This is a genomic window from Algoriphagus sp. TR-M9 (assembly GCF_027594545.1).
GTDB lineage: Bacteria > Bacteroidota > Bacteroidia > Cytophagales > Cyclobacteriaceae > Algoriphagus > Algoriphagus halophytocola.
Genome location: NZ_CP115160.1, coordinates 3288439 through 3312360 on the forward strand (window position 1 = coordinate 3288439; position 23922 = coordinate 3312360).

Consider the following 23922-nt stretch of genomic DNA (forward strand, 5'->3'; position numbering starts at 1 on the left):
CTAAACAAGTATTAAAATATGCTCTTTTAGATTAGAATTTCGGACAAGGAAGCAGCGTATCTCTTCTCCTGGGTTCTCCTTGATGATTATTCGGCAAGGTCCAGGAAAGACTCAATTCATGGGCTCCTCCAGATTGAATTCCAAGCTGGGAAACCGTATAATCAAAGCTATAGCCCACGTTCAGGCCATTCAGCAGGTTCAATCCCACCATCATCACCACGGCATCCCGGTTGCTCTGCTCCTCCACAGGTTTATAAGGCAAGCCCCTGTACCAGACCCCAAAAACGATAGGTTCCACATAGAAATAGGCTCCCACATCCAACTGCTCAAACTGCCCCTGTCTTTTGTAATTGACAGTAGGTGTAAAATATCGCTGCTTACGCATATGGGTGAAATCACCTCTCAAGCTACCTTCACCAAGTGGGATTCTATAGCCCGCATGCACCGAATATTTGGCGGGCAAAGGACTGTCCCCATCGATGAAGGACTGATTGGGCTGGTTTACATGATGAGCCGAAAATCCTACCCAGAAATCCTCTGTAAAGAACAATCCGCCTAGCGTGAGCGAAAGCATATTCACAGGTTCACCCAGCCCCGGGATATCCGTGCTTGGCAAAGTAGGTCCAAAAGGGTCGTTTGGATTAATTTGATTGGCAAAAATCAGATTTTCGTAAAAGCCGATTTCTCTTCGAATATAACTCGCCTGAAACCCAGGCCTAAAAAAAGCTTTATCACTGATTTTCAATTCGTAGGAATAGATCCCAGAAATGGTAGTTGATCTCAATTTTGCAGCACCCTGGGTATCTTGCATAACCATTAGCCCTACGCCGGAGTTATAATCTGGCAAATAGGTATCATAAAAAGCAGAAAATGTAGTAAACTGTGCATCAATACTCGGCCATTGGTTTCTATAATTGAACCCAATCCGCCCTGTGAGTTCAGAGCCGGCAAAAGCAGGATTCAGATAAAGGGGTGCCGCATAATATTGGCTATATTGCGGATCTTGGGCGAAAGCTTTAGTCCCCAGAAATAATCCAACCACACTAATAAAAACCAAGTAAACCTGAGACCGTAACAAGTATTTGTTCGTTAATTTGAATATCCAGTAGGCTTCTTCAACGTTACAACACGTATGTTGTTTTAGAAGCAGTTCGAAAATTATGAAAAGCAACCCTAATTCCATAAGGTTACCCTACATTTTTGCGATTACCCTCCTAGTTACAATTTTTGTACCTAATCTCAGCAGCTATGCGCAAGGATTCAATGACAATGAATGGATTTTCGGATATTGCGGAGGCAACACAGACAATAATTACCTCTCCTTTGGAAAAGGGGAAAACCCTACAGTCCAGACCATTCCAGGTTCCATTGTTTTTTCTTCCAACAACACTGCACTTGCCATAGACCCCATTACAGGTCAGACCTTGTTTGTTACCAATGGAGAGTTAGTTTATGATTTCAGCCAGCAGCAGATACAAGGTTCAGCTCCAGGTCTGAACGGAAATATAGACGGTACTCAAGAAGTGGCTACTGGATTTTTGGAATATGACCCCAATGGCAATAAGCTGTTTTACATTTTCTACACTTCACTAGGCGGAGATCTTCAGTATGCTGTAGTGGATATGAATGCCGCCGGACAGGCTACAGGAAACGAACGGCCTCTTGGAGAAATTACATCAAAAAATAATAGCATAGGCAATGCCTCAGGAGCACTCTTAGTAGTAAAAACCCCAGCTTCTCCTTCCTACCTCATCAGTTTTGACAATGGAAATCTAATCTCCAGAAGATTAGAAGACGCAGAAGGAGATTTCACCACTACCGCTACGCAAAGCCTACCTTTTACGCCGGAGCGCATCATTTTTGACGAAGAGCAAGGAAAGCTAATACTACTGCCAGAAGATAGCAGTGAGCTGATTACGGTAATGGATTTCGATACCAGTACCGGGACTTTTTCCAATGCTACTCCTATCACCACCATTCCCGGATCAGGAGATTATGGAGGAGCTGAGTTTTCCCCAGACGGAAATTACATTTACTACTCGGTGGGAAATGAGCTTTTCCGGGTACCGTCCAGTGACCTCGCGGCTACTCCTGAAGAAGTACCCATTAGTTTACCAGGAACTCCACCTACAGAACTACACGCTATCCATGACATCAAAATAGGTCCAGATGGTAGCCTCTACTACCTCTATGAAGAAGTCGATGGAGGTCCACAGCTTATGGGGAAAGTTGAAAATCCAAGTGAGGCTGATTTGACTTTGCTGGAAATAGAAGAGGATCCATTTGCAGGGACGGATTTTTGCGGGACTGTTTTTCCGACCTTTGCTCCCAATGCAGATATAGCGCCAACAGTAGATTTCACTTGGGACCCCCTAGAGCCCTGCGCCAACAATCCCGTGCAACTGACCAGCCAAATCACACCTGAAAACTACAGACCGGTAAGTTTTACGTGGAATTTTGATCCACCGCTAACAGATTCCCTAGGAAATGAATTGCCTGCAGATTATGAACAAGAACACTTTTTGATCCCTGCAGATGCTACTTCTGGTCAGAGTGTAAATGTGACACTGGATGTGACTTTTGCAGACGGGACTACACAATCAGTAAATCATAATATCACCCTCACTGAAAACAACCTAGAGGCAAATTTCTCCCCTGGAGACACTACTTTATGCGAAAGCTGCATAGACCTAGAGCCCTTACTCACTGCCCAAAACCAAGGTGGAGATGGTGAAGGCGGTGCACCTGGTATAGGAGGTGGGCAAGGCGGACAAGGTGGAGGTCAAGGTGGACAAGGTGGGGACACGGAATATGAGTATTTCTGGTCAAACAAGAGGGATCAAGGCTGGATTGGTAAGGAAGAAAATGAAGTATGTAAGCCCGGATTGTATTGGGTGCTGGTACGTGAGCCCGGATCCTCCTGCTATGCTTATGCAGAAATCCGCGTCAAAATGTGGGATGTAGAAGACCAGACCAATAACATCTGGTATTTTGGTGATGGTGCTGGATTAGACTTTAACCCTGACCCGGACGACCCGGACGCTCCGACTCCCAGACCTATAGAAACCCCACATCCACAGGACATTCCTGCCGGCACTACTACTATTTCCAGTCAAGACGGAGAAGTACTATTCTTTACCGATGGGCAATCAGTCTGGGACTTGAACGGAGACCTGATGCAGAACGGGGAAGACATAGGTGGCGAAAATGGCAGTAGCCAGGGGGTCATAGCGGTGCCTGTACCCCAAGAGGAAACGCTCTTTTACCTCTTCACCAACCAAACCTCGGCTAATGGTCAAAATGAAGCCAAATATTCGCTGGTAGATATCAAGTCTGAAAACGAAACAGGGGTGGGTAATGTGGTCACTAAAGACAATTTCCTATTCAGCCCATCTACTGAACATAGCGCTGCGCTAGATGCCGGCGATACTACTTGGGTGATGTATCATGAACTGGGGAATAACACCTTCCGTGCCTATCCGGTATCAGGGCAAGGGATAGGAGCTCCAGTTTTCAGCTCTGTAGGCAGCAACCACGGGTTTAACTCCGGAGTGGGTGCGATGAAATTCAATTCTGATGGAGACCAGTTGGCAGTCACCATCTCCGAAGGGGGCTGCAACAAATTGGAAATATTTGATTTTGACTCTGACACTGGAGAAATGACCGAATATGCCCGGATAGATCTTGGCTGTGACGGTGAAGTATATGGAATGGAATTTTCCGAAGATGGAGAAAGAATCATGGTCTCCTACCGCAATGGAGGCACTGGAATTGAAGAGTACATCATCAAAGCCAATGACAACGATGACCCAGATGCTGCGGTCTGCCCTACTTGCTTTGATGGTGCTACAGACCGATCCGCAATCGAAGCTTGTATTATCTCTACACAAAATCAAATCAGCGACACCCAGGGACTGGATCTAGGTGCATTACAAATAGGCCCAAATGGACAAGTTTATGCAGCCGTTGTGGGCGACAATAGAATTGGTCAAATCAATGTGGGATCAGGCTGTAATTCTGAAAGCTCCTTTACTTTAGATGGAGTAGAGCCAATGCCGGGCACCTCCAATTTGGGGCTTCCTTCCTTTGTACAAAACTCCGGAAGCTCAATCCCAGAACCTAGCCTGGCAGCTCCTGAAAGAATATGCCTAGACCCGGTGGAAGGCGGTGGTGCTATGCTCGAAGGTGGTGGCGAACCGGATATTGACAGCTACTTCTGGACCATTACCAATCAGGATGATGGCACGGTAATCCGCAACGATTATGGAGGTCCGGGTGAAGAGTTTCAGAATTTAGATCAACCTTTTGATGCAGCAGGTACCTATTTGATCGAATTACGTGTGGATCGTTGCGGAGACCCTGAATATTTCAGAGAAAGTACAGAAATCCAAGTAGATGAACCACCTGTTCTGACTTTAGCGGACGATGCCACACTTTGCGCAGGAAGCCCTGTGACGCTTACTGCCATAGAGGGCTACGATCCGGCTGAGGGCTTATATGACTTTGAATGGATCAATGCTGCCGGGCAGGTTTTCGGAGACGAAAATTCAAATGAAATCACAGTAGATGAAGAGAGTATTTATTCAGTCACTGTCAGCTATAGACTTCCGGATGGATTATCTGATGATGAAGCGCTGCTTTACCAGACCTGCCCATCCACCAAAGAGGTTTTTGTAGGGCCTGCCTTTCAGTTTGAACTGAATCAGGATGCAGAGGAGGTATGTTACGAAGAGGTCGCTGTAAACTTTGCGCCAGACACTCCTATTTCAGGGGAGTGGTTCTATGAGCTCAATGAAGATGGAAACCGGGTATCCTTGGGCGAGTTTTTCGAATTGGAACTTTGGGTCAATACCCTACCTGGCCCTGGAGAATATGATATTTACTTTCTAGCTGAAGACCCCATCTTACCTGCCTGTACTATTGAAAAAACGGCAGAACTCCTGGTCAATGAACTGCCTCTGTTCGCAGCCGCTCAGACTACGCCTGCCACGGACTGTAACACCGCGGATGGCTCTTTTGAGGTGACCATGCAAGGCATGGCTGAGACCTTAATGGTATTGGAAACCGGGGATGTTTTTACCAATGTATTGCCTGGAAATAGTGTTGCTGTCACAGGCTTACTACCTGGAGTTTATTCCATTGAAGCAGAGAGCAGCACGGGCTGTTTTTATACTGGAAGTGTAACGGTAGAAAACAGCAATCCGCCGGCAGGATTTGAATATACTGTAAGCACCGCAGATGAAACTTGCTCCGCAACAGGTGTAGCCCCTGGTTCTATTACCATAGATTTCATCACCCCTCCTGTTGACGGCAGTTACAACTTAGTTCGCCAAGGAGATGGAGCAGTTTTCACGAACACCTTCACGGGTGAAACACAACTAGTCATTCCGGTACCTCATGGTGACTACTCGGTAGAAATTCTGGATCCGGCAGGTTGTCCTATTCCTGATCCAGATCTGTATACCATCGAACAAAAAAATCAAGTGACTTATTCAGTCCCTACTGATTTCACGGCATGTGGAAGCTATACTTTTACTCCCGCCTCTCCTGAAAATCTGGTTTACACGCTCAGCGATCAGGCTGGAAACCTGGTTTCTCCAGATGCAAATGGAGCTTACACCATTTCCCAATCCGGAACATATACCATACTTGGGGAAGATCCATCAGGAGTAAATTGCCCTCGGGAAATCAGCTTAAATGCCAACATCACCACTTCTATCGATTTTGATGTGTCACCTCCTATCATTGACTGCCAAGTCGGCGTGGTATATGAAGCGATATTGAATAACATCAGTCCTGCTGAGGTCAATTTCCTTTGGAAGGATGATCAGGGAATTATAGTAGGTAGGAGACAGACATTTGTACCAAGTAGTGATGGAGATTACACACTAGAAGTACAGCCTATAGCCGGTGGACTTTGTCCGGTGGACAAAAAGGCATTTACAGCTGTCACCATTTCCCAAAATATCCAAGTGGCTCTAGATGTGGTCCCTTTCTGTGTGGATCAGACCAGTACCACAATCACCATAGATGCAGCTATGACTGATGTGGATGAAATTGCATGGTTTAATGTGGTAGGCACTACTGCGACTCGAATTCCTGCCTTTGATGGAATGCCAATCATACAGGTAGACCAAGAGGGCACTTATCAGGTTAGACTGTACAGTGCTACCTGTGAAATTGGCAGGGCCAGTGGAGTGGTGATCAAATCCACAATAGAAGCACCTGTAGTTCCCGAAGAAATCACCATCTGTGCAATAGAAGGTGTGACCCAAACCATCAGTCCGGGAGTCTATGATAATTATGAATGGAGACTGGATAGTACTCTAATATCTACAGACTCCACCTATACACCTACCGAAGCCGGCCTGTATGAATTGACCGTTTCAGACAACGTAGGATGTGAATATGTGACTACCATCAATGTCATCGAGGATTGCAGCTTGAAAATCATCTTCCCGAATGGGGTAGTTCTGGGTGACCCGGATCGAAACTTTATCCTCTACGCCAATGAATACATTGATGATGTGGAGGTGTTTATTTTCAACCGTTGGGGTGAATTGATCTTTTATTGCCAACATGACAACCTAGAACCGAACCAATCCTTCTGCCCTTGGGATGGGCAAGTAGGTGGGGAATTTGTTCAAAACGGAACATATGCTGTCGTTGTGAAGTTTACCAGTGAAGACCAAAACAAAACCGAACAATTAACTAAGGCCATTACAGTAATTCAATAGCATGCTTATCCTTATTTCCCCGGCGAAAACGCTGGACTACAGTGCCCCAAATTTCAACGAATCCACCCAACCCGACTTTCAGACAGATGCCCGCTCCCTGGTACGGGTAATGAAAAAGAAATCTGCTGATGAAATCGGAAAACTGATGCACATTTCGGAAAATTTAGCCAACCTAAACGAAGAGCGCTTCAAGACTTTTCAAAAAGACTTTACTTTCGACAATTCCAAGCAGGCTCTTTTGGCATTCAAAGGAGATGTGTACACCAAAATCGATGTGGATGAGTACAACAAGGAAGATTTTGACTTTGCGCAGCAGCATCTGAGAATCCTCTCAGGCTTGTATGGACTACTCAAGCCCTTGGATCTAATCCAGCCCTACAGGCTAGAAATGGGCACTAAACTGGAGACTTCTAAAGGAAAAAACCTCTATGAGTTTTGGGATAAAAAAATAGCAAAAGCCATCAACAAAGCGGCTGATGGGCAACCTATAGTCAATCTGGCCTCACAGGAATATTTCAAAGCCGTCCATCTCAAAACCCTCAAATCACCGGTAATCACCATCAATTTCAAAGAGCATAAAGAAAACGGATATCAGATCGTAGGATTCTTTGCGAAGCAGGCTCGCGGAATGATGACAAATTTTGCAATCAAAAATAGGATTTCAGATCCGGAACTGCTGAAAACCTTTAATGAAGAGGGGTATGAATACTCCACCCAGCTAAGTTCAGAATCAGAATGGGTCTTCGTGCGTTAAGTCCCTAAAAATCAAAAATTAAAGTTTCCAAGGTTTCATTTCAACAGTATAAAACGTAGTTTAGATGCATTAAAAAGGTTTAGAATCCCTGCATCTAACTTCGTGTGCTCAAGAGTCATTTTATATTCTCCTTTCTCTTATTGGCGTTCATTTTTGCGAAGGTGATCGGGGAAAGCATTGTGCCTTTCGCAGATGAGCATTTTGCCATAAAAGTAAACGACCCTGAGCTGACCGGCCCCGATAAACTATGCAATATTTATGGTAGTGTAATCGGTGTTTTTTCAGGTGGCGGGGACTCTGCTACTGATATCTATAAATGGACCATTTTGGCCCCAGATGGGTCCGAATTATTCACCAGACCTGCCGGGTCTTTCCCTACTATTGACTATACTTTTGAACTACTGGGGGTGCACAAAGTCCTGCTAGAGGTCAGTAGAGGTGGGAAATCAATCGCATCTTTGGAGCAGGAGGTGGCTATCATAGCCGGGCCTGAGCTTACGCTTGCCGATTCCTATAAAATATGTGAAGGCAATCCTTTAGAACTTCAGGCCATTTCACCTTCCAGTACCAATTTTTCAAATTACATTTTTGAATGGACAAATGAGTCCGGAGATATCCTGGGGACGCAAAACACCTTGACTGTGGATACCCCAGGAAAATATAAAGTACAGTTTTATACTCCAGACGTCAACTTAAACCCCATTTGTGATACCGAGCTCAACACTGAAGTGGAGGTGCTTTCCAGTCTTTCTATCACCCAAACTTCTGACATAGTCTGCAAGGGTTCAGCTATTGAATTTGAAGCAAACACCAGCTCTAGAGGTTTGTGGCTACTGACGGCACCCGGAGAAACAGAACCAAAGGTAGTAGGGACATTTCCGGAGCTGGCGTTATATCCAGAAGATGACTTCACCGGGCATGGAGAATATCAGTTGGAGTATGTGATAGAAAACCCTTCCAACCCCAGTTGCTCACCCAGCGCTATTACTGACTTTACCTATCAGGAGGAACCCTTGATTTCACTGGAATCTGCCACTGCGGCAAGTGCTTGTTTTGTATCTGACGGAGGGCTTGAATTACTTGCCGTGACCGATCTGGATCAGGTGACAGTAGGTGGGCTTGGGGTTTCTTTTGGTCCATATCTAGCCGGAGAGACCATCTCCATTCCAGGTCTGGAATCGGGTGCTTATACTATCTACCTATCCTGGAACGGCTGCCAAAACAGCATAGGCACTGTAGTACCGCTAATTACTGAACCAGCCGAATTAGAATTTACCGTATCTGATATTATCAGTGAAACCTGTACTCCAAATGGTAAAATCAACGGCTTTGCAGAGATCAACATGAGCAATGGACCGACTACGGGATCTTATCGTGTATTGACTCAAAAAGGCCAGGAGCTTCTTAGAAATGATATTCCGGCCGAAAATCCCTTTAAAATAGAATTAGCCGGGGGCAAATATTACTTCGAGTTACTGAATGAAGACAGTTGTAACTTACCTAGAAGAGAAATCTTAGAGATTCCAGGCAAAGCCCAGACAAAATTCAGCATCCCGCAAGAACTTACCATCTGCGGAACCTATGAGTTGCTGCCCGAAACGGACGAAAATTTACAGTTTACTTTGACCGATCCCTTAGGAAATAGCAGTACTCAAGCTACTGGAGAGCCTTTCAGTATTACTGAAGCAGGTGAATATACGTTGGTCGGTATTCTGCCAGATCAAGATGACACCTGTCCTTCCGAGCAAAAAATAACAATTTCTACTACTGACCCTATCCCTTTTGATCCCGTGCTCAAAAGCGAAGACTGCGTCATCGGCAACCGGGTGTACACAGCTGACATCCAAGGCATAGACCCAGGGTTGGCTGATTTTTACTGGAGAAATCAAAATGGGGACATTATAGGTACCGGGCAAGAGTTATTCCTGGCTCCTACCTCCGTGGGGACATTTTCTCTGGAGGTTCAGCCCACAGGAAGTGAAGCTTGCCCCATTACACCAAAGGAATTTATAGTAGAGCCGCCCGTGCTCTTCGTAGATGTTTCCATAGAATCTACCAAGCTGTGTGAATTTGGCCCCGAAGCCATAGTAGAGCTTAGCACTACTTCGCCAGAGGCCGTTACGGACATCCGATGGAGGAGGTTTGATGAAGAAGGAGTCATCGTTGAACTTCCTGAGTTTGACGATCAAACCAGCATCACCACACGAATAGGAGGAACGTACGAAGCCTCCGTTTATAGCATAAAGCCAGAAATCAACAAAAACTGCGAACTGGGCAGAACCACCTTTCAACTTGACCTCACACCGGACAAGGTGAGTTTTGACATCCCCGACCAGTTAACCATCTGTGATTACTATGAACTTACCCCCAGCACCACCCAAAATCTAAATTTTGAGATCAGCACTCCCTCGGGTGAAATTTTGACCAGATCCTCAGGTGAAGTGGTCACTATTGATCAAGCGGGAGTTTATACTTTCCTGGCCTTTGACCAGAACAGTCCTACCCCATTCTGTCCTGAGCAAAAAGAACTCTTGGTCAATATCTTCCCAGAGGTTCTATTTGAGCCCGAATTATTCCAAGAGGAATGTGACGGTACCAAAACTTTTCAGGCGAAAGTAGAAAACTATGTACTGGAAGAGGTGGAGATATCTTGGAAAAACGCAAGTGGTGATGAAATAGGCACAGATGAGTTCCTGACGATTTCGGCTCCGGGCGACTATAGCTTAGAAGTTCAGCCTTCAGGCGCTATTCCTTGCCATATTTCTGCAAAGCCGTTTACAGTGCTGCCTCCTGTATTGGAAATTGAAGTAAACCTAATTGCTGAACCGCTTTGTCCCGACGCACCATCAGCATTGATGAAAGTAGCTACTGATTTTGATGAAGTGGAGCGTATAGAATGGTGGTTCACCGCTATAGATGGAAGTGAAAGCCAGTTGGTGAACGAAACCAATAATCGGGAAATATTAGCCATCAATGAAGGGACCTATGAGGTCCGGGTGTTCAATCAAATCCCTTGCCTACTCGGCTATGATAATGCTTTGGTTCTAAGAAGCACGGATACTGTCCGGCCTGAGCTAAACGATTCCTATCAAGTCTGTCCGAAATATGAAATCGGCCCCTTACTTGACCCTGGCAATTTTGCTAGTTACGAATGGTATTTTGGTGAGCAGCTGGTCTCCACCAGTCCAACTTTCAAGCCTCTACAAGTCGGAAATTATCAGTTAATCGTTTACAGTAGCGAGGGTTGCGTCTATGAAAAGACGTTTACCACAACAGAAGAATGCGAACTAAGAGTAAGCTATCCTAATGCCATACAGCCTAGAACTCCTGACAAAGGCTTTTTAATTTACACCAACTACCTTGTAGATGAACTGGAAGTAATAATTCTCAATAAATGGGGGCAGACTATTTTTCAATGCGCCGAAACCGATCTCATCTCTGAAGAGTTCACCTGTGTTTGGGATGGAACTTACAATGGATCCCCAATCCAAAACGACACCTATGCCGTGCGCGTCAATTTTAAAAACTACGAAAAGAACATCTCAAAATCTGAATTTGGATCTGTGATAGTCATCCAATAATTTATTCCTGGTATTTCTGGGTCATTTTTTGCTGAGATACTTCTAAACGCTAAAATTGATTAAAAGCGATTCTTATCTTTGTGCACACCCTAAAAATTAAGAATTCTTGCAAGGCAAAGACCAATTTCCACTAAGGCGGAAGATTGGGATACTTATGGTTTGGACCTTCCTGATGTTGACTCCACTGTTGGTTTGGAGTAGGCAAGTCAAAAATCCAAGTAAACCCGAAATCAACAACTCCATAGATGCCACCCTTGACCTCATAGGTGAGCCTTTCCTGTGTCTGACCAATGGCAGTGTACTGGGGACATATACCGCAGGTGGCGAAGATGGGGACGTATACGAGTGGACGCTCACTGATATAGCTACTGGCAATATCCTGGATTACAAGGAAAACGGGCAGCTAGAAACCTATAAATATGTATATACTCAGGAAGGTACTTATAACGTCAACCTGAAAATCCGAAGAGGAAGTACTCCAAATTACTTTGAGGACAATCTGGAGGTCAAAGTACAGCAAGGCCCAGAACTAGCATTAAGGCCCGACTATTTACTTTGTGCGGATTCCCCTGTATTACTAACTGCACTTGATCCTGACACTACACCCGTAGAGGAATACACTATTATCTGGAGGTCTTTCAATAATGAAGGAGATACCGTAGAGCTGGGGAGAGGAAACGAATTTCTCGCTACTTCAGCTGGTTATCATCTGGTCGAATTGTACCAAACCTTACCCAATGGAACTGAATCCTGTACCGTCAATGGAGCTACCTACGTAGGCCCTCCGGTAGATTTTCAGTTTGAAAAATCAAGCGAACAAATCTGCGAAGGCAACTCAATCAGCATTACCACCGATACGCCGCTTTCCGGAGAATGGTTTATACAAAAGCAGGCTGCAGGAGCAAAGACTAGCTTAGGTCAGGGATTCGAGATAAATCTCACTACTGCTGAACTAAGTGGCCCGGGGATCTATGAGGTAACTTTCAGAACCGCTAGTCCCGGATTTCCCGATTGTCCTTCAGAACGAAAAACCACATTTGAATATATGGAATCCCCAGAGGTCAATGCCCTGGTCTTGACTGATCCTGACGACTGTGGAAGCAGCAATGGAGCGCTGCAAGTGACGGCTGTTTCTGAGCTTGACGCCTTGATGATTCCGGAAATCGGTATTTCTCAAACTTCCATTTCAGCTGGGGACACCTTTACTTTCCCCAATTTACAAGCACAGGTATATACCCTGCTTGCGGTCAAAAATGGCTGTGAAACCACCGAACTTATTCAAGTAAAAGCAGTTAATCCGTCCACTCCTTTGACCCCGGCCATCCTGAGGGAAGATGAAACCTGTGCCGCTACTGGAGTGGTAGAAGGAAATGTAGCCGTGGATTTTGGAGCCCCAATTTCAAATGGCACTTACAGGATATTATCGCCAAGATCCGGGGAAATCAAATCCGGGACCATCCCTAACTCAGGAGAACTGGACATCCCCTTAAGTTCAGGCCAATATTTGCTGGAAATGATAGTAGATGGCTGCTCTTATCCCATTGAAACCCTCAGTATTGCAAAACAGCCCGAAGTAGAATTTACAGTCCCTGAAACTCTGAACATCTGCGAAACCTATGTCCTGACGCCTGAAACCGATCAGAACCTACGGTTCACCCTAACCTTCCCTGATCTGAGTACACTAGAAGTTAATGCTGGCGGTTCATTTACACTTACAGAGGAAGGACCTTACTCGATCACAGCTGTGGACAGAAATGGGGCTTCCGGCCTTTGTGCAAAAAAGGTAGATTTCGATGCTACTTTTTCATCCTCCATTTCTTTTGAGCCGGTTTTGAGAGTGGAGGAATGCTTTGATCCCATCAAGTATGAAGCGGTAATCGAAGGGATTTCACCAGAAGAAGCAAGCATACGCTGGCTGAATGATCAAGGCGAAATAGTAGGAAGAAATGCAGCTTTCTATCCTTCTAAAATCGGTTTTTATTCGCTTTTAGTTCAGCCTTTACGAAGTGGTTTCTGCCCGGTTACTCCGGTAGAATTTGAAGTGAAATCACCTATCACTTTGGTTCCAATGGGATTAGAAGCCTCTAAAATCTGTCCTGATCCGGGATACGCCTGGGTGAGCTTGACCACAGATGAGGAAGAAGTAGCGCACACCGAGTGGGTCTTTTATGACCAAAACAACAATCGAACAGAGCTAACTGACTTTGATGATACTTTTGAAATAGAGGCCGCAAATCCCGGCACCTATGAGGCCATCACCTATAACTCCCTTGGGTGTGAGATCGGAAGAAACTACATTTTGGTGGAGGAGAGCATGCTTCTCACCCCTCCTTCACTAGCCGAAAGCTATGCCATTTGTTCCAAGGAAAACACCATGGCTCCTATCAACCCCGGGGATTTTGCTGGTTACCAATGGTATTTTGGAGATCAATTAGTTTCTACCAACAATACCTATAAGCCCAACCAAGTAGGAGATTACACTTTAGTGGTAACTACTGAGGACGGTTGCGAGCTCAGCGGTTCATTCAGAACCTATGATGCCTGTAATTTTTCAGTAGTATACCCTAATGCGATGGAATTAGGAAATCCAAACAAGGACTTTCGGGTATTGGTGAGTGAAGGCGTAACCGATGCGGAACTATTTGTAATGAACCGGCAGGGCGCGTTAATTCACTACGAGCGCACAGATGAAGTAGCTTTAGAAACACCTATCCTGAATTGGGATGGAAAAACTTCCGGCAAAGAAGTACCAACGGGTACCTATTTGGTGGTGGTAGTCTTGAGAAATCCTACCTATGGGTTTGAAGAAAAAATGACAGGAACCCTCTTGGTATTGGATTAAACCCTCTTTTTGACAATCTTTTTTATCAACGGGAAAGTTCGCTCGAATATTTTTCCTATTTTTCAACCTTTGGAATAATTCGTTCACAAACCCAAAGTCAAAAACCTATCAATATGACTCAAACTATCAACCGCACGGCGCTTTTCAACGCAAGTTGTTTTGCCCTCATTACCACCGCATTCACCTTCTCAATACGAGCAGGAATTCTTCCTCAGCTAGGAGCAGAATTTAACCTCAGCAACGAAGATCTTGGATTTATCAACTCCATGTGGTTCCTAGGATTCCCTATTTCCATGATTCTGGGAGGATTATTTTATCACGTTGTAGGTGCAGCGAATATCATGCGTATCGCCTTTGTAATGCACACCTTGGGTATTTTGCTTACGATTTTTGCCGGAGGATATACCACACTATTGCTTTCCACTTTATTTATTGGATTTGGTAATGGATGTACAGAGGCGGCATGTAACCCCATGATAGCAGATATGTACACTGGAGTGAAAATGAATAAAATGCTGAACAGATTTCACATGTGGTTCCCAGGTGGCATTGTACTTGGCAGTTTGATATCCAAATTCATGACAGATTTCGGTGCCAGCTGGCAGTTACAGATGTGGATATTGATGATTCCTACTATCATTTACGCAGTTCTTTTCTTTGGAAAAACCTTCCCTAAACCACATGCTGACGAAGCCATGTCCATCGGTGAAAACATTAAGGCGATGTTCTCTCCTGTTTTCATTTTCTTATTCGTCACGATGTCCATCACAGCGATTACAGAGTTTGGTACCACCCAGTGGGCTGAGGTAATCCTGAATAGCTCAGGCGCGAGTGGCATGTTGATTCTAGCCCTCACCACTGGCGTAATGGCAGTAGCCAGATTCTTCGCCGGTCCGGTGGTAGAGAAATTTGGCCAAACAGGAATTCTATTAATTGGAGCAGTATTGGCCACTATAGGAATTTACATGTTCAGTGTAGTAACTGGCCCACTAGCCTATGTCGCAGCAGTTATTTTCGCATTGGGAGTAGCTTACTTCTGGCCAGTAATGGTAGGCGCTACTGCACAAAGAGTCCCACTTAGTGGTGCATTAGGTATGTCCATCATCGGTGGTGTGGGAATGTTCTCTACTGCTATCTGGCAGCCTGTGATCGGTAGCTGGATTGATGGCTCTAGAACATTGATGTCCGCTGAAGGATTAATAGGTGAGGCTTTGGAACTAGCAGCTGGGCAAGCCACGCTACAAAAGTTAATGCTCTTCCCATTAGTTCTGATCGTGCTATTTACTATTTTCTACTTCTGGCAAAAAGGTAAAAAACCAGCCGGAGCAGCAGCTCACTAATAAAAATTTAAAGCAGCTTTCGGGCTGCTTTTTTTTTGATCCTTAATCTGGTTAAAAACCCGCTATTCCTGACAGGAATAACTTTGGTAATCATCCTTGAACAAAGACCAGATCTTCCCATCTTCATCCCTATAAGTGATCGCCTGAGTACGCTTACTGATCTCGATATTGCCACTGCTGGTGACCGTAGTACCATCAGCAAGCAAAACCGTACATGGACCATCCACATCCAGGATATCCACTAGTTTGGTGTCCTCTAACAATCCACATCCCGATAAAATCAGAAATACGATTGGGAAAGCCTTTTTCATAATGAATGCTGACAATTATTTATAGGGCTAAAATGAAGAAAATCCTCGCTTAAAAAAAGAGAAGATTATGATATTGATCCAATTAACTAGAAAAGAACAACTATAGGCGTATTAAGAATTGCCCGGTATGGTTAAAGGTAAGTCCTAAAAGTAGGGCGTACACCTGCAGAAATTTATTTGTATCAGCTTATCATATCTCTAACCTCACCTTTCATTTTTAGGATAAAGGCTAAATCTGTAGATGCAATACTGATGCACTTTGTGCACAAGAACTATGGGGGCTATAGCTAGGCCTGATCGTAACTATCTTTGATTTACTGATCTTAAAATAACCTAAAAGCTTAAAACCCTTTTACCACTGGTGATAAAATTAAAAAGTGAAGTGGTTAATCAAAACCGTACTCAGTATTCAAGTACCTCAATCACTCCCCTTTTTAGGTTTGTTTTTTTCAGTGATTCAAGCAATTAAACAGAATAGATAAAAAAAGCCCAACCGTCTGGTTGAGCTTTGTGACCTCGTCAGGATTCAAACCTGAAACCTCCTGAGCCGTAATCAGGTGCTCTATTCAGTTGAGCTACGAAGCCGAATTGGAATGCAAAGGTACCCAAAAATCGATTTTATGCAATATCAATCCCCAAGAATTTTATAATTATTACTCCTTATTTCCGTTCTCCCTTAAGAATAATTAAGAGCAATAAAGGGGTAAATCCTTGGATATTCCCTATTTTTGCCCGCATTGAGTGCATTTTAAGTAAACCATTTTGATGAAAAAAATATACACCTTCCTGTTAGCTTTTGGTTTGATTCAAGGAGCGGCATTTGCCCAGGACAGCCTGCAAGTTGCGAAAAAACCAAAGACTCCGATCGGAGGCAGACCCAACATCCCAAGTGACTTAAAGATCGAATTCGGATTTAATCAACTTAACAACAGGTCCGAAGACATAGGTTTAAATTTCTTTGGCTCCCGCACTTTCAACGTGTACTACCAGTACCCTTTCCCTATTTTTGGCGAAAACTCCGGATACACCATTGATCTGGGAATAGGCATAGGATCGGATAAATATGCCTTTAAGGATGATCAGACCCTGTATAATGTACCTGAACTGGGGCCTGAATCCAGTGAACTCAAGGATATCAGAGATGTGCTGGGAGACGACATACAGATCAATAAAAATGTAGTAGCGACTAATTATATAGATATCCCGATTGACTTTACCTATCATGCCAATAAAAACAACTACACCAAAGGATTTACCATGAGTGTAGGGGCAAAAGTGGGCTATCTCTACGAATCTCACACGAAAGTAAAGTATGAGAATTCAGATGGTTTGAAGAGAAAAGTAAAAGATTCACAAAATTACGGCTTCGAAAAATTCCGGTATGGCATTTCCCTGAAAGCCGGAACGCCAGGATTCTATGTCTGGGGGTATTACGGCCTCAACAAAGTGTTTCAAGAAGGACTGGGACCAAATGCTACTGAAGCTAATCAAATCAATTTTGGAGTTGCTGTAAACCTGTTTTAATAGCTCACAAAGCATTCAGAAACATTCTAAAAATCAAAGCCGGGTCGTATGACGCGGCTTTTTTTTGCTTCATCAAGCGGGTTTTGCCTACGGTCAAAAATCAGGAAAAGCTGAAAAATGCAGCGTAAGTCAAACGAATATCATTTTGCCCGATTGGTCTATTTTTCATAGGAAAAGCTTCAAAAAGGTGCAGGCATATCAGAGAGGACATTAACTCCTTGACCATAGGCTACAAAATCAAGAATTTCAAGTAAGCCACAGCTATTATACCTTCAGTGTTTGCCTCATTCGAAGCATAAGCATAGCTCTTGATCCATCCACCTTGAACACCTATGGCTTCTCGGCAAAACCCTCAGTAGAATGAAAAAACTGACTTTAAAGCCAAATCAGGTTAAATCCTATATAGCAAACCAAAAAACCAAATACTAAACCTACATAGGTCTCTATAGGCTTGTGCGCATTCAGGTAAAGCCTGACCGTGCCTACTAGGCCGGTCAGCAGCAAACTGATGATCAACGGATACAATCCTGAGAAAGTAGGGAACTTGGAAGCTAAAACCACCACAGCTGCTATCAAGCCTCCCATACCCGTCATGTGAGCTGACATCTTCCAAAAGAAAGTAACCAGCGTCAAGCCTGTAATAGCTAAGGTAATTAATCCCAAAACCTGCCATAAAATCGGATCCAGCTCGGATCTTTGGTATAAAAAATAAACCGTGAGATAGTAATAAATACAGGTCACGCTGAAGGGTATGGCACGATCTTTCAGCTCTGCCATGTGAATGCTTTTGAGTGTCCCACTTAGCCTCAACCCAAAAATAGTCAGCATAGGAATGATCAAAGTGGATAAGGCGATTAACCAAAACACCCGTCCCTTGAATGGCTCAGGAATACTGCTGGCCTCTGGCACTACGAACAAAACCAGCCAGTAAACCAAACTAGGAATCACCAATGGCTGCAAAACGACAGAAACAATCTCGGCAAAAACCTTCCGCACTATAGTTCTTTTCTTAATCTAGCCACGGGAATCTGTAGCTGTTCACGGTACTTTGCTACAGTTCTACGAGCAATATTATAACCTTTGGCATTGAGCATCTTCACCAGCTTATCATCAGAAAAGGGCTTTTTCTTATCCTCACTATCTACCATAGCCTGCAGGACAGATTTCACCTCCCGGTTACTCACATCTTCCCCACTATCTGTAGCGATTCCCTCGGAAAAGAAGTATTTCAAAGGAAACACTCCAAATTCTGTCTGAATAGCCTTGCTGTTAGCCACTCGCGAAACGGTAGAAATATCCATATCTATACGTTCTGCAATATCCTTTAAGATCATAGGTCTTAAATTCGTCTCATCACCATCCACAAAAAAATCTTTTTGGTAAGCAAGAATAGCCTCCATAGTCCTCAGCAGGGTGTTTTGACGTTGCTTGATGGCATCTATAAACCATTTCGCAGCATCTAGCTTTTGTTTGACGAAGGTCACTGTTTCCTTCAGCTTTTTATCCTTCTTGTCTGACTTATCATAAGCATCAAACATCTCCGAATAAGACCTGGAAATCCGCAATTCTGGAGCATTTCTGGAATTAAGGCTTATATCAAACTTTCCATTGGTATTAGTCAGTATAAAATCCGGAATGACATATTGCGTACGCACCAATCCGTCAGATGCTCCACCGGGCTTAGGATTCAGTTTGGTAATCAGATTTACAGCCTCTTTGGTTTCCTCATCATTTAGGTCACACTTTCGCTGGATTTTTGAATAATGCTTTTTGGTAAACTCGTCAAAACAATCATGAATGATCATCAAAGCGTTCTGCACAGTAGGGTCATCTGGGTGCTCCTTCCTTTCCAATTGAATCGTCAGACATTCCTGTAGATTCCTGGAAGCAATACCAGCCGGGTCAAATGCTTGGATCTTACGAAGGATTTCTTCGAGTTCATCTATATCTGTCTCTATATTTTGGCTGAAAGCCAAGTCATTGATTATGGCTTCCAGATCACGGCGTATGTAGCCGTCATTTTCTATAGATCCGATTAATTGCTCACCAATGATTTTTTTGCGCTCATCCAGGCGCAGGAAATTCAACTGTGACATCAACTGCTCATGCAGAGAAGTATTCGAAGAAATCGGCATTTCCCGGTCTTCTTCATCGGAATTGTAATTCCCGTCACCCTGCATTTTATACCCTCCGTACTCGTCATCCAGGTAATCATCGATATTAACATCGCGATCATCTGCTATATTTTCCTCCTCGAAGTTATCTTCAAATTCATCTTCTGTGGATTCCTTTTCTTCTGTCTTTCCTTCTTCCAGTGCTGGATTAATCTCCAGCTCCTCTTCTATTCTAGTTTCTAATTCGGCTGTAGGCACCTGCAGCAGTTTTATAAATTGTATCTGCTGAGGAGAAAGCTTTTGAGAAAGTGACTGGCTAAGATTTAGCTTTTGCATTCGAAATTGGGTAAAACCTACTATTTGGGTTCAAAAAAGGCCTTTTCTCCAGAAAAAGCCCCTATGCCAAAGTTAGGAAAAAGGAGCAAATTTTTGATAAAAAGCTGATTTAATCGTTTTTTTGCATTCCTTTAAATTATTAGCGGGGCGGGTTGTCCTGCATAAAAAATTTACCAAATGGCATTTAACAAACGGGTCAAAATCAAGACCATCCTGGATACAAATCCAATTGGATCAGAGATAACACTAATGGGCTGGGTCCGCACCAAGAGAGGAAATAAAAACGTTTCTTTCATCGCGCTAAATGATGGGTCTATCATCACCAATTACCAAATAGTGGCTGACCCGAATCTGATCGCTGAGGATATCCTCAAGAAATGTACTACCGGTGCTTGTCTGAAAGTCAGCGGAAAAGTAGTAGAATCTCAAGGTGCAGGTCAAAGTTCTGAACTTAACGCCACGGCAATCGAGGTACTGGGCGAAGCAGACTCGGAAAAATATCCTCTGCAGCCAAAGAAGCATTCCATGGAGTTTCTACGCGAAAATGCCCATTTGAGAATGCGAACCAATACTTTTGGGGCAGTTTTCAGAGTCAGACATGCCCTGGCTTTCGCGGTACATAAATATTTCAATGATAAGGGATTCTTTTATATCCATACGCCTATTATCACTGCATCCGATGCTGAGGGAGCTGGAGAAACGTTCAAAGTCACTACGCTCGACTTGAAAAACCCTCCTAAAACGGCAGAAGGTACAATCGATTACAAGCAGGATTTCTTCGAAAGAGAAACTAACCTGACGGTATCAGGTCAACTGGAGGGGGAATTGGCTGCAATGGCACTTGCTGATATCTATACTTTCGGTCCGACATTCCGTGCGGAGAATTCAAACACCACTCGACACCTGGCTGAATTCTGGATGATAGAACCTGAGATGGCATTCTACGATGCAGAAGACAATGCAGACTTAGCAGAAGAGTTCCTGAAATATATCATTCAATATGCCTTGGATCATTGTGCGGAAGACTTGGCATTTCTCGATCAAAGACTCACTGAAGAGGAGAAGTCCAAGCCTGCTGATCAGAGAAGTGAAATGGGGCTTTTAGAAAAATTGAGGTTTGTCTCGGAAAATGATTTTGTACGGATCACCTACACCGAGGCGATAGAAATCCTTCGTAACTCAAAGCCTAATAAAAAGAAGAAATTCTCCTATTTAATCGATGAATGGGGTGCTGATTTGCAATCTGAGCACGAAAGGTATTTGGTCGAAAAGCACTTTAAAAAACCTGTGATTCTAACTGATTACCCAAAAGAAATCAAATCCTTCTACATGCGTCAAAATGATGACGGAAAGACGGTAGCTGCCATGGATATACTTTTCCCTGGAATCGGAGAAATAGTAGGAGGATCCCAGCGTGAAGAACGCATGGATGTACTCACTGCCAGAATGGAAGAAATGAATATCCCTCAGGAAGAAATGTGGTGGTATCTTGATACCCGTAGATTTGGTTCCACTCCGCATGCAGGATTTGGACTAGGCTTTGAGCGGATGGTACAGTTTGTATCAGGAATGGGGAATATCCGGGATGTAATCGCATTCCCGAGAACCCCTGGCAACGCGGAATTTTAATCATTATCCCCGGCAGAAATGTCGGGGTATTTCTTTTAACTCACGATTTTCACCCTTCTAACCAAAGGAATGCAAATCAGACTACAAGCGATAGCAATATAACCTACCACATTGAAGTTGGTCAGCTCCCCTGTAGCGCTTTCTCCGATAATAATTCCGGCAATCAAGGAGGCTAATCCCGTAGCCATTTGTTGTACCGCAGAATTGAAACTCAAAAAGCTCCCCCTGTTTTCAGGATTTGCAGTACCTGTCACTATAGCTGCGGCGGGTATATACCTTCCATTAGAAGTCACAAAAAACATCGTAGACACCATCAGGACAAAAGGAATAGGAGTCACACCCAAATGGGTGATAATTGCAATTGGGATAATATTCAAAAGCATGAAGACGGTGAAGACTTTTACTTTGCCATACTTGTCTGATAGCTTCCCCACCCAGGGTGAGGTAAAGATGGTAAAAGCTCCTCCTGCCATATAAATGTAGGTCAGTTGCAATTCAGTGAAGCCTACATTTGCTACGGTGTAGGGACTCAGAAAAGGAATAATCATAAACTGCCCGAACATCATCATCACAGAAAGCGTAATAGCTCGCATCTGATTAGGATTACCGGTCACTCTGCGAATGACCAGCAAAGGTCTGGGTCTCTCCACTTCTTGGCCTAGGTGATCAGAAATACTAGGGATAAATCGAATAATCATCCCTAGGCTGATAATAGACAGTCCCGTCAGAATAAAAAACGGCGTGTGCCAATCCGACAAGCTAGCTAGGAAAAGGCCCAAAGGAACTCCTAAAACCGAAGCCACTGAAAAGGCTGCCATCACCAATCCCATGGCCCGTCCTCTACGCGAATCTGGAATCACATCTCCTATGATTGCCAAAATAAGGGCAGAAGTAAGACCACCGAATAGCCCTGACAAGATCCGCGCAATCAACAAAACCGGGTAACTTGGAGAAAGTGCACAGCCTAGGGTAGAAACTGTAAATCCAACATAAACCCACAGAAGAATCTTTTTGCGGTCAAATCTATCCAGCAGAAATGCACCAAAAAAACTGGAAACTCCCGCGCTGAAAGTGTAAGAAGACACTAAAAGTCCAAACTCCTGAGGCGATATCTCAAATATCCGCATGAGCTGAGGCCCAAGGGGCATGAGAATCATAAAATCCACAATATGGATGAAATTAATGGCCGCCAGGGTCCAGAGTAATAGCTTCTCTTTGCTCATATAATCAAAGGCTTCTCTTAGAATCCCTGTTAAATTTCAATTCTATAAAATAACTTTTTCAGGCTATGCGCAATTGACTATAAGTCTCCGGTATGGCGTCTATAATATCTGAAGCTATGGTACCTCTGAATTTACTTTTGGAAGCTATCTCTCCAGCTAAACCATGGTGATAGACTCCGCAGAGTGCAGCATTCACTGGGTCATACCCCATGCCCAAATAGGAAGTTATCATCCCCGTCAACACATCGCCAGACCCGCCCGTAGCCATATATTGTGTCCCGCTGGAGTTGAAAATCTGCTTTCCATCCGGCAAACTCACCACGGTATTGGCACCTTTCAATACAATAATCAGCTTGTGCTCCATGGCGAATAGTTTAGCTTTACTAAGGCGTTCTAAATGTCCCTGACAATTTCCTACTAAGCGTTCAAACTCGCCGATATGTGGCGTCAATATGGAATTTTCCGGAACCTGGGAAAGCAGCGCTTCATGCTTTGCCAATAAATTAATCCCATCAGCATCGATCACCATTGGCTTATTGAAATCTTTCAATAATTGCTGAAACTGTCTCAGCCTATTGTCAGTACCCCAGCCCGGCCCGATTCCTAATGCATCATAATATTCAGGATTGGCTATTAAGCCCCAAGAAGCCATAGCTTCCGGAACAGCTGTTTGGATAATTGCCCTTTCCGACTCTTCGATATGACAGGTAACTAATCCTGATCCGGTGCGCATGGCACTTTTACAACTCAAAATAATAGCGCCCATTTTCCCTGGCCCTCCCCCGATCAGCAGCACCTTACCTAAGTCACCCTTATAACTAAAGCGAGTAAAATGCTTGTGCAAAGCTGGAATATCCTTTTTTTCAAGGAAATAATAGGAAGTTTCCATTTGGTCAAAAGCTTCAGCATCGACCTTTATCTTGGCATAAATCAGTTCTCCTACAATCCAGGTATTTTCAGGAAGTAAAAGTGCAAGTTTAGGAAACTCAAACGTCACGGTCCAGTTAGCTTGAAAACACAATTCCGTGTTCCCAACTCCTTCTGATGGCAAGCCAGCCGGAATGTCTATACTTATTTTAACCCCTTGAAATAGATTCAGTGACTGTATAGTATCAATAGCACTCTCACGCAGCTCTCCTCTAAGGCCCACACCCAAATAGGCATCGATCAGTATAGCGTAATCTTTGAAAATATCTGGATTGAGTTTAACCACCTGAACGGACTTGGGCAGCAAGTTAAAATTCGACAATGCGTCCGGGCTAAATCGATCAATGGACCCAAAACAATCAATAATCCTAACCTGGTACTGACGCTCCACAAGTAATCTGGCGATAACCAGACCATCTCCCCCATTGTTCCCAGCTCCTACTGCTATTAAAATCTTTTTTTCCTTACTATACCCCTGATCCAAAAACCAATTGACAAAACTTTGCCCTGCCGACTCCATGAGTTTTAGGCTACTCTGTCCAGTAATTTTCACATGATTGGCGTCTAGTTCCTTGACTTGAGCACCGGTTAAGATTTTCTGCAT

At 44.0% G+C, this 23922-nt stretch carries 13 protein-coding genes and 1 tRNA gene; 7 read left to right on the forward strand and 7 right to left on the reverse strand.

Features of this window, described 5'->3' with window-relative positions:
• Positions 1-31: 31 nt before the first annotated feature.
• The gene (locus PBT90_RS13725) at positions 32-1078 is read right to left on the reverse strand and encodes a PorP/SprF family type IX secretion system membrane protein (RefSeq protein WP_264811160.1); all 1047 of its coding nucleotides are present in this window, start codon (positions 1076-1078) and stop codon (positions 32-34) included.
• A gap of 82 nt (positions 1079-1160) precedes the next feature.
• On the opposite strand from PBT90_RS13725, the gene PBT90_RS13730 reads away from it, so the two are divergent.
• The 5 genes from PBT90_RS13730 (at position 1161) to PBT90_RS13750 (ending at position 15254) form a co-directional block, all read left to right on the forward strand.
• Positions 1161-6737: a gliding motility-associated C-terminal domain-containing protein gene (locus PBT90_RS13730; protein ID WP_270129738.1), complete on the forward strand. Its 5577-nt coding sequence runs from the start codon at positions 1161-1163 to the stop codon at positions 6735-6737.
• Position 6738: 1 nt separating this feature from the next.
• Positions 6739-7491, forward strand: coding sequence for a peroxide stress protein YaaA (yaaA, locus tag PBT90_RS13735; RefSeq protein WP_270129739.1), 753 nt, complete (start codon positions 6739-6741; stop codon positions 7489-7491).
• A 104-nt stretch (positions 7492-7595) separates the two neighbouring features.
• The gene (locus tag PBT90_RS13740) at positions 7596-11072 is read left to right on the forward strand and encodes a hypothetical protein (RefSeq protein WP_270129740.1); all 3477 of its coding nucleotides are present in this window, start codon (positions 7596-7598) and stop codon (positions 11070-11072) included.
• A gap of 154 nt (positions 11073-11226) precedes the next feature.
• The gene (locus PBT90_RS13745; RefSeq protein ID WP_270129741.1) at positions 11227-13914 is read left to right on the forward strand and encodes a hypothetical protein; all 2688 of its coding nucleotides are present in this window, start codon (positions 11227-11229) and stop codon (positions 13912-13914) included.
• Positions 13915-14027: 113 nt separating this feature from the next.
• Positions 14028-15254 carry an MFS transporter gene (locus tag PBT90_RS13750; RefSeq protein WP_270129742.1) on the forward strand — a complete coding sequence of 409 codons (1227 nt, stop codon included), beginning with the start codon at positions 14028-14030 and terminating at the stop codon, positions 15252-15254.
• Positions 15255-15316: 62 nt separating this feature from the next.
• Here the strand turns inward: PBT90_RS13750 and PBT90_RS13755 are convergent, their stop codons facing one another.
• Positions 15317-15565: a hypothetical protein gene (locus tag PBT90_RS13755; RefSeq protein ID WP_270129743.1), complete on the reverse strand. Its 249-nt coding sequence runs from the start codon at positions 15563-15565 to the stop codon at positions 15317-15319.
• Positions 15566-16076: 511 nt separating this feature from the next.
• Positions 16077-16150 (reverse strand) — tRNA-Arg (locus PBT90_RS13760).
• Between the two features lie 180 nt (positions 16151-16330).
• Here PBT90_RS13760 and PBT90_RS13765 point away from each other — a divergent pair.
• Positions 16331-17089, forward strand: a complete 759-nt coding sequence (locus PBT90_RS13765; RefSeq protein ID WP_264811167.1) for a porin family protein — start codon at positions 16331-16333, stop codon at positions 17087-17089.
• Positions 17090-17464: 375 nt separating this feature from the next.
• Here PBT90_RS13765 and PBT90_RS13770 read toward each other — a convergent pair whose 3' ends face one another.
• Together PBT90_RS13770 and rpoN are read right to left on the reverse strand one after the other, a co-directional pair.
• Positions 17465-18085, reverse strand: coding sequence for a PA-phosphatase (locus PBT90_RS13770; RefSeq protein ID WP_270129744.1), 621 nt, complete (start codon positions 18083-18085; stop codon positions 17465-17467).
• Complete coding sequence (rpoN, locus tag PBT90_RS13775; protein ID WP_264811169.1) at positions 18085-19539, reverse strand: RNA polymerase factor sigma-54; 1455 nt, start codon at positions 19537-19539, stop codon at positions 18085-18087. The genes PBT90_RS13770 and rpoN overlap by 1 nt, the downstream gene beginning before the upstream one ends.
• 177 nt (positions 19540-19716) lie before the next feature.
• Between rpoN and asnS the strand changes: the two genes are divergently transcribed.
• The gene (gene asnS / locus PBT90_RS13780) at positions 19717-21168 is read left to right on the forward strand and encodes an asparagine--tRNA ligase (protein ID WP_270129745.1); all 1452 of its coding nucleotides are present in this window, start codon (positions 19717-19719) and stop codon (positions 21166-21168) included.
• A 35-nt stretch (positions 21169-21203) separates the two neighbouring features.
• Here asnS and PBT90_RS13785 read toward each other — a convergent pair whose 3' ends face one another.
• Complete coding sequence (locus PBT90_RS13785) at positions 21204-22391, reverse strand: MFS transporter (protein WP_270129746.1); 1188 nt, start codon at positions 22389-22391, stop codon at positions 21204-21206.
• A 58-nt stretch (positions 22392-22449) separates the two neighbouring features.
• On the reverse strand, positions 22450-23922 hold the full coding sequence (locus PBT90_RS13790) for an NAD(P)H-hydrate dehydratase (RefSeq protein WP_270129747.1): 1473 nt from the start codon (positions 23920-23922) through the stop codon (positions 22450-22452).

Excerpts from the sequence above, each read along its gene's own strand:
- PBT90_RS13730 (WP_270129738.1), top strand. The coding sequence starts at position 1,161 with ATGAAAAGCAACCCTAATTCCATAAGGTTACCCTACATTTTTGCGATT.
- yaaA (WP_270129739.1), top strand. The coding sequence starts at position 6,739 with ATGCTTATCCTTATTTCCCCGGCGAAAACGCTGGACTACAGTGCCCCA.
- PBT90_RS13745 (WP_270129741.1), top strand. The coding sequence starts at position 11,227 with ATGGTTTGGACCTTCCTGATGTTGACTCCACTGTTGGTTTGGAGTAGG.
- PBT90_RS13750 (WP_270129742.1), top strand. The coding sequence starts at position 14,028 with ATGACTCAAACTATCAACCGCACGGCGCTTTTCAACGCAAGTTGTTTT.
- PBT90_RS13755 (WP_270129743.1), bottom strand. The coding sequence starts at position 15,565 with ATGAAAAAGGCTTTCCCAATCGTATTTCTGATTTTATCGGGATGTGGA.
- PBT90_RS13765 (WP_264811167.1), top strand. The coding sequence starts at position 16,331 with ATGAAAAAAATATACACCTTCCTGTTAGCTTTTGGTTTGATTCAAGGA.
- rpoN (WP_264811169.1), bottom strand. The coding sequence starts at position 19,539 with ATGCAAAAGCTAAATCTTAGCCAGTCACTTTCTCAAAAGCTTTCTCCT.
- asnS (WP_270129745.1), top strand. The coding sequence starts at position 19,717 with ATGGCATTTAACAAACGGGTCAAAATCAAGACCATCCTGGATACAAAT.
- PBT90_RS13785 (WP_270129746.1), bottom strand. The coding sequence starts at position 22,391 with ATGAGCAAAGAGAAGCTATTACTCTGGACCCTGGCGGCCATTAATTTC.
- PBT90_RS13790 (WP_270129747.1), bottom strand. The coding sequence starts at position 23,922 with ATGCAGAAAATCTTAACCGGTGCTCAAGTCAAGGAACTAGACGCCAAT.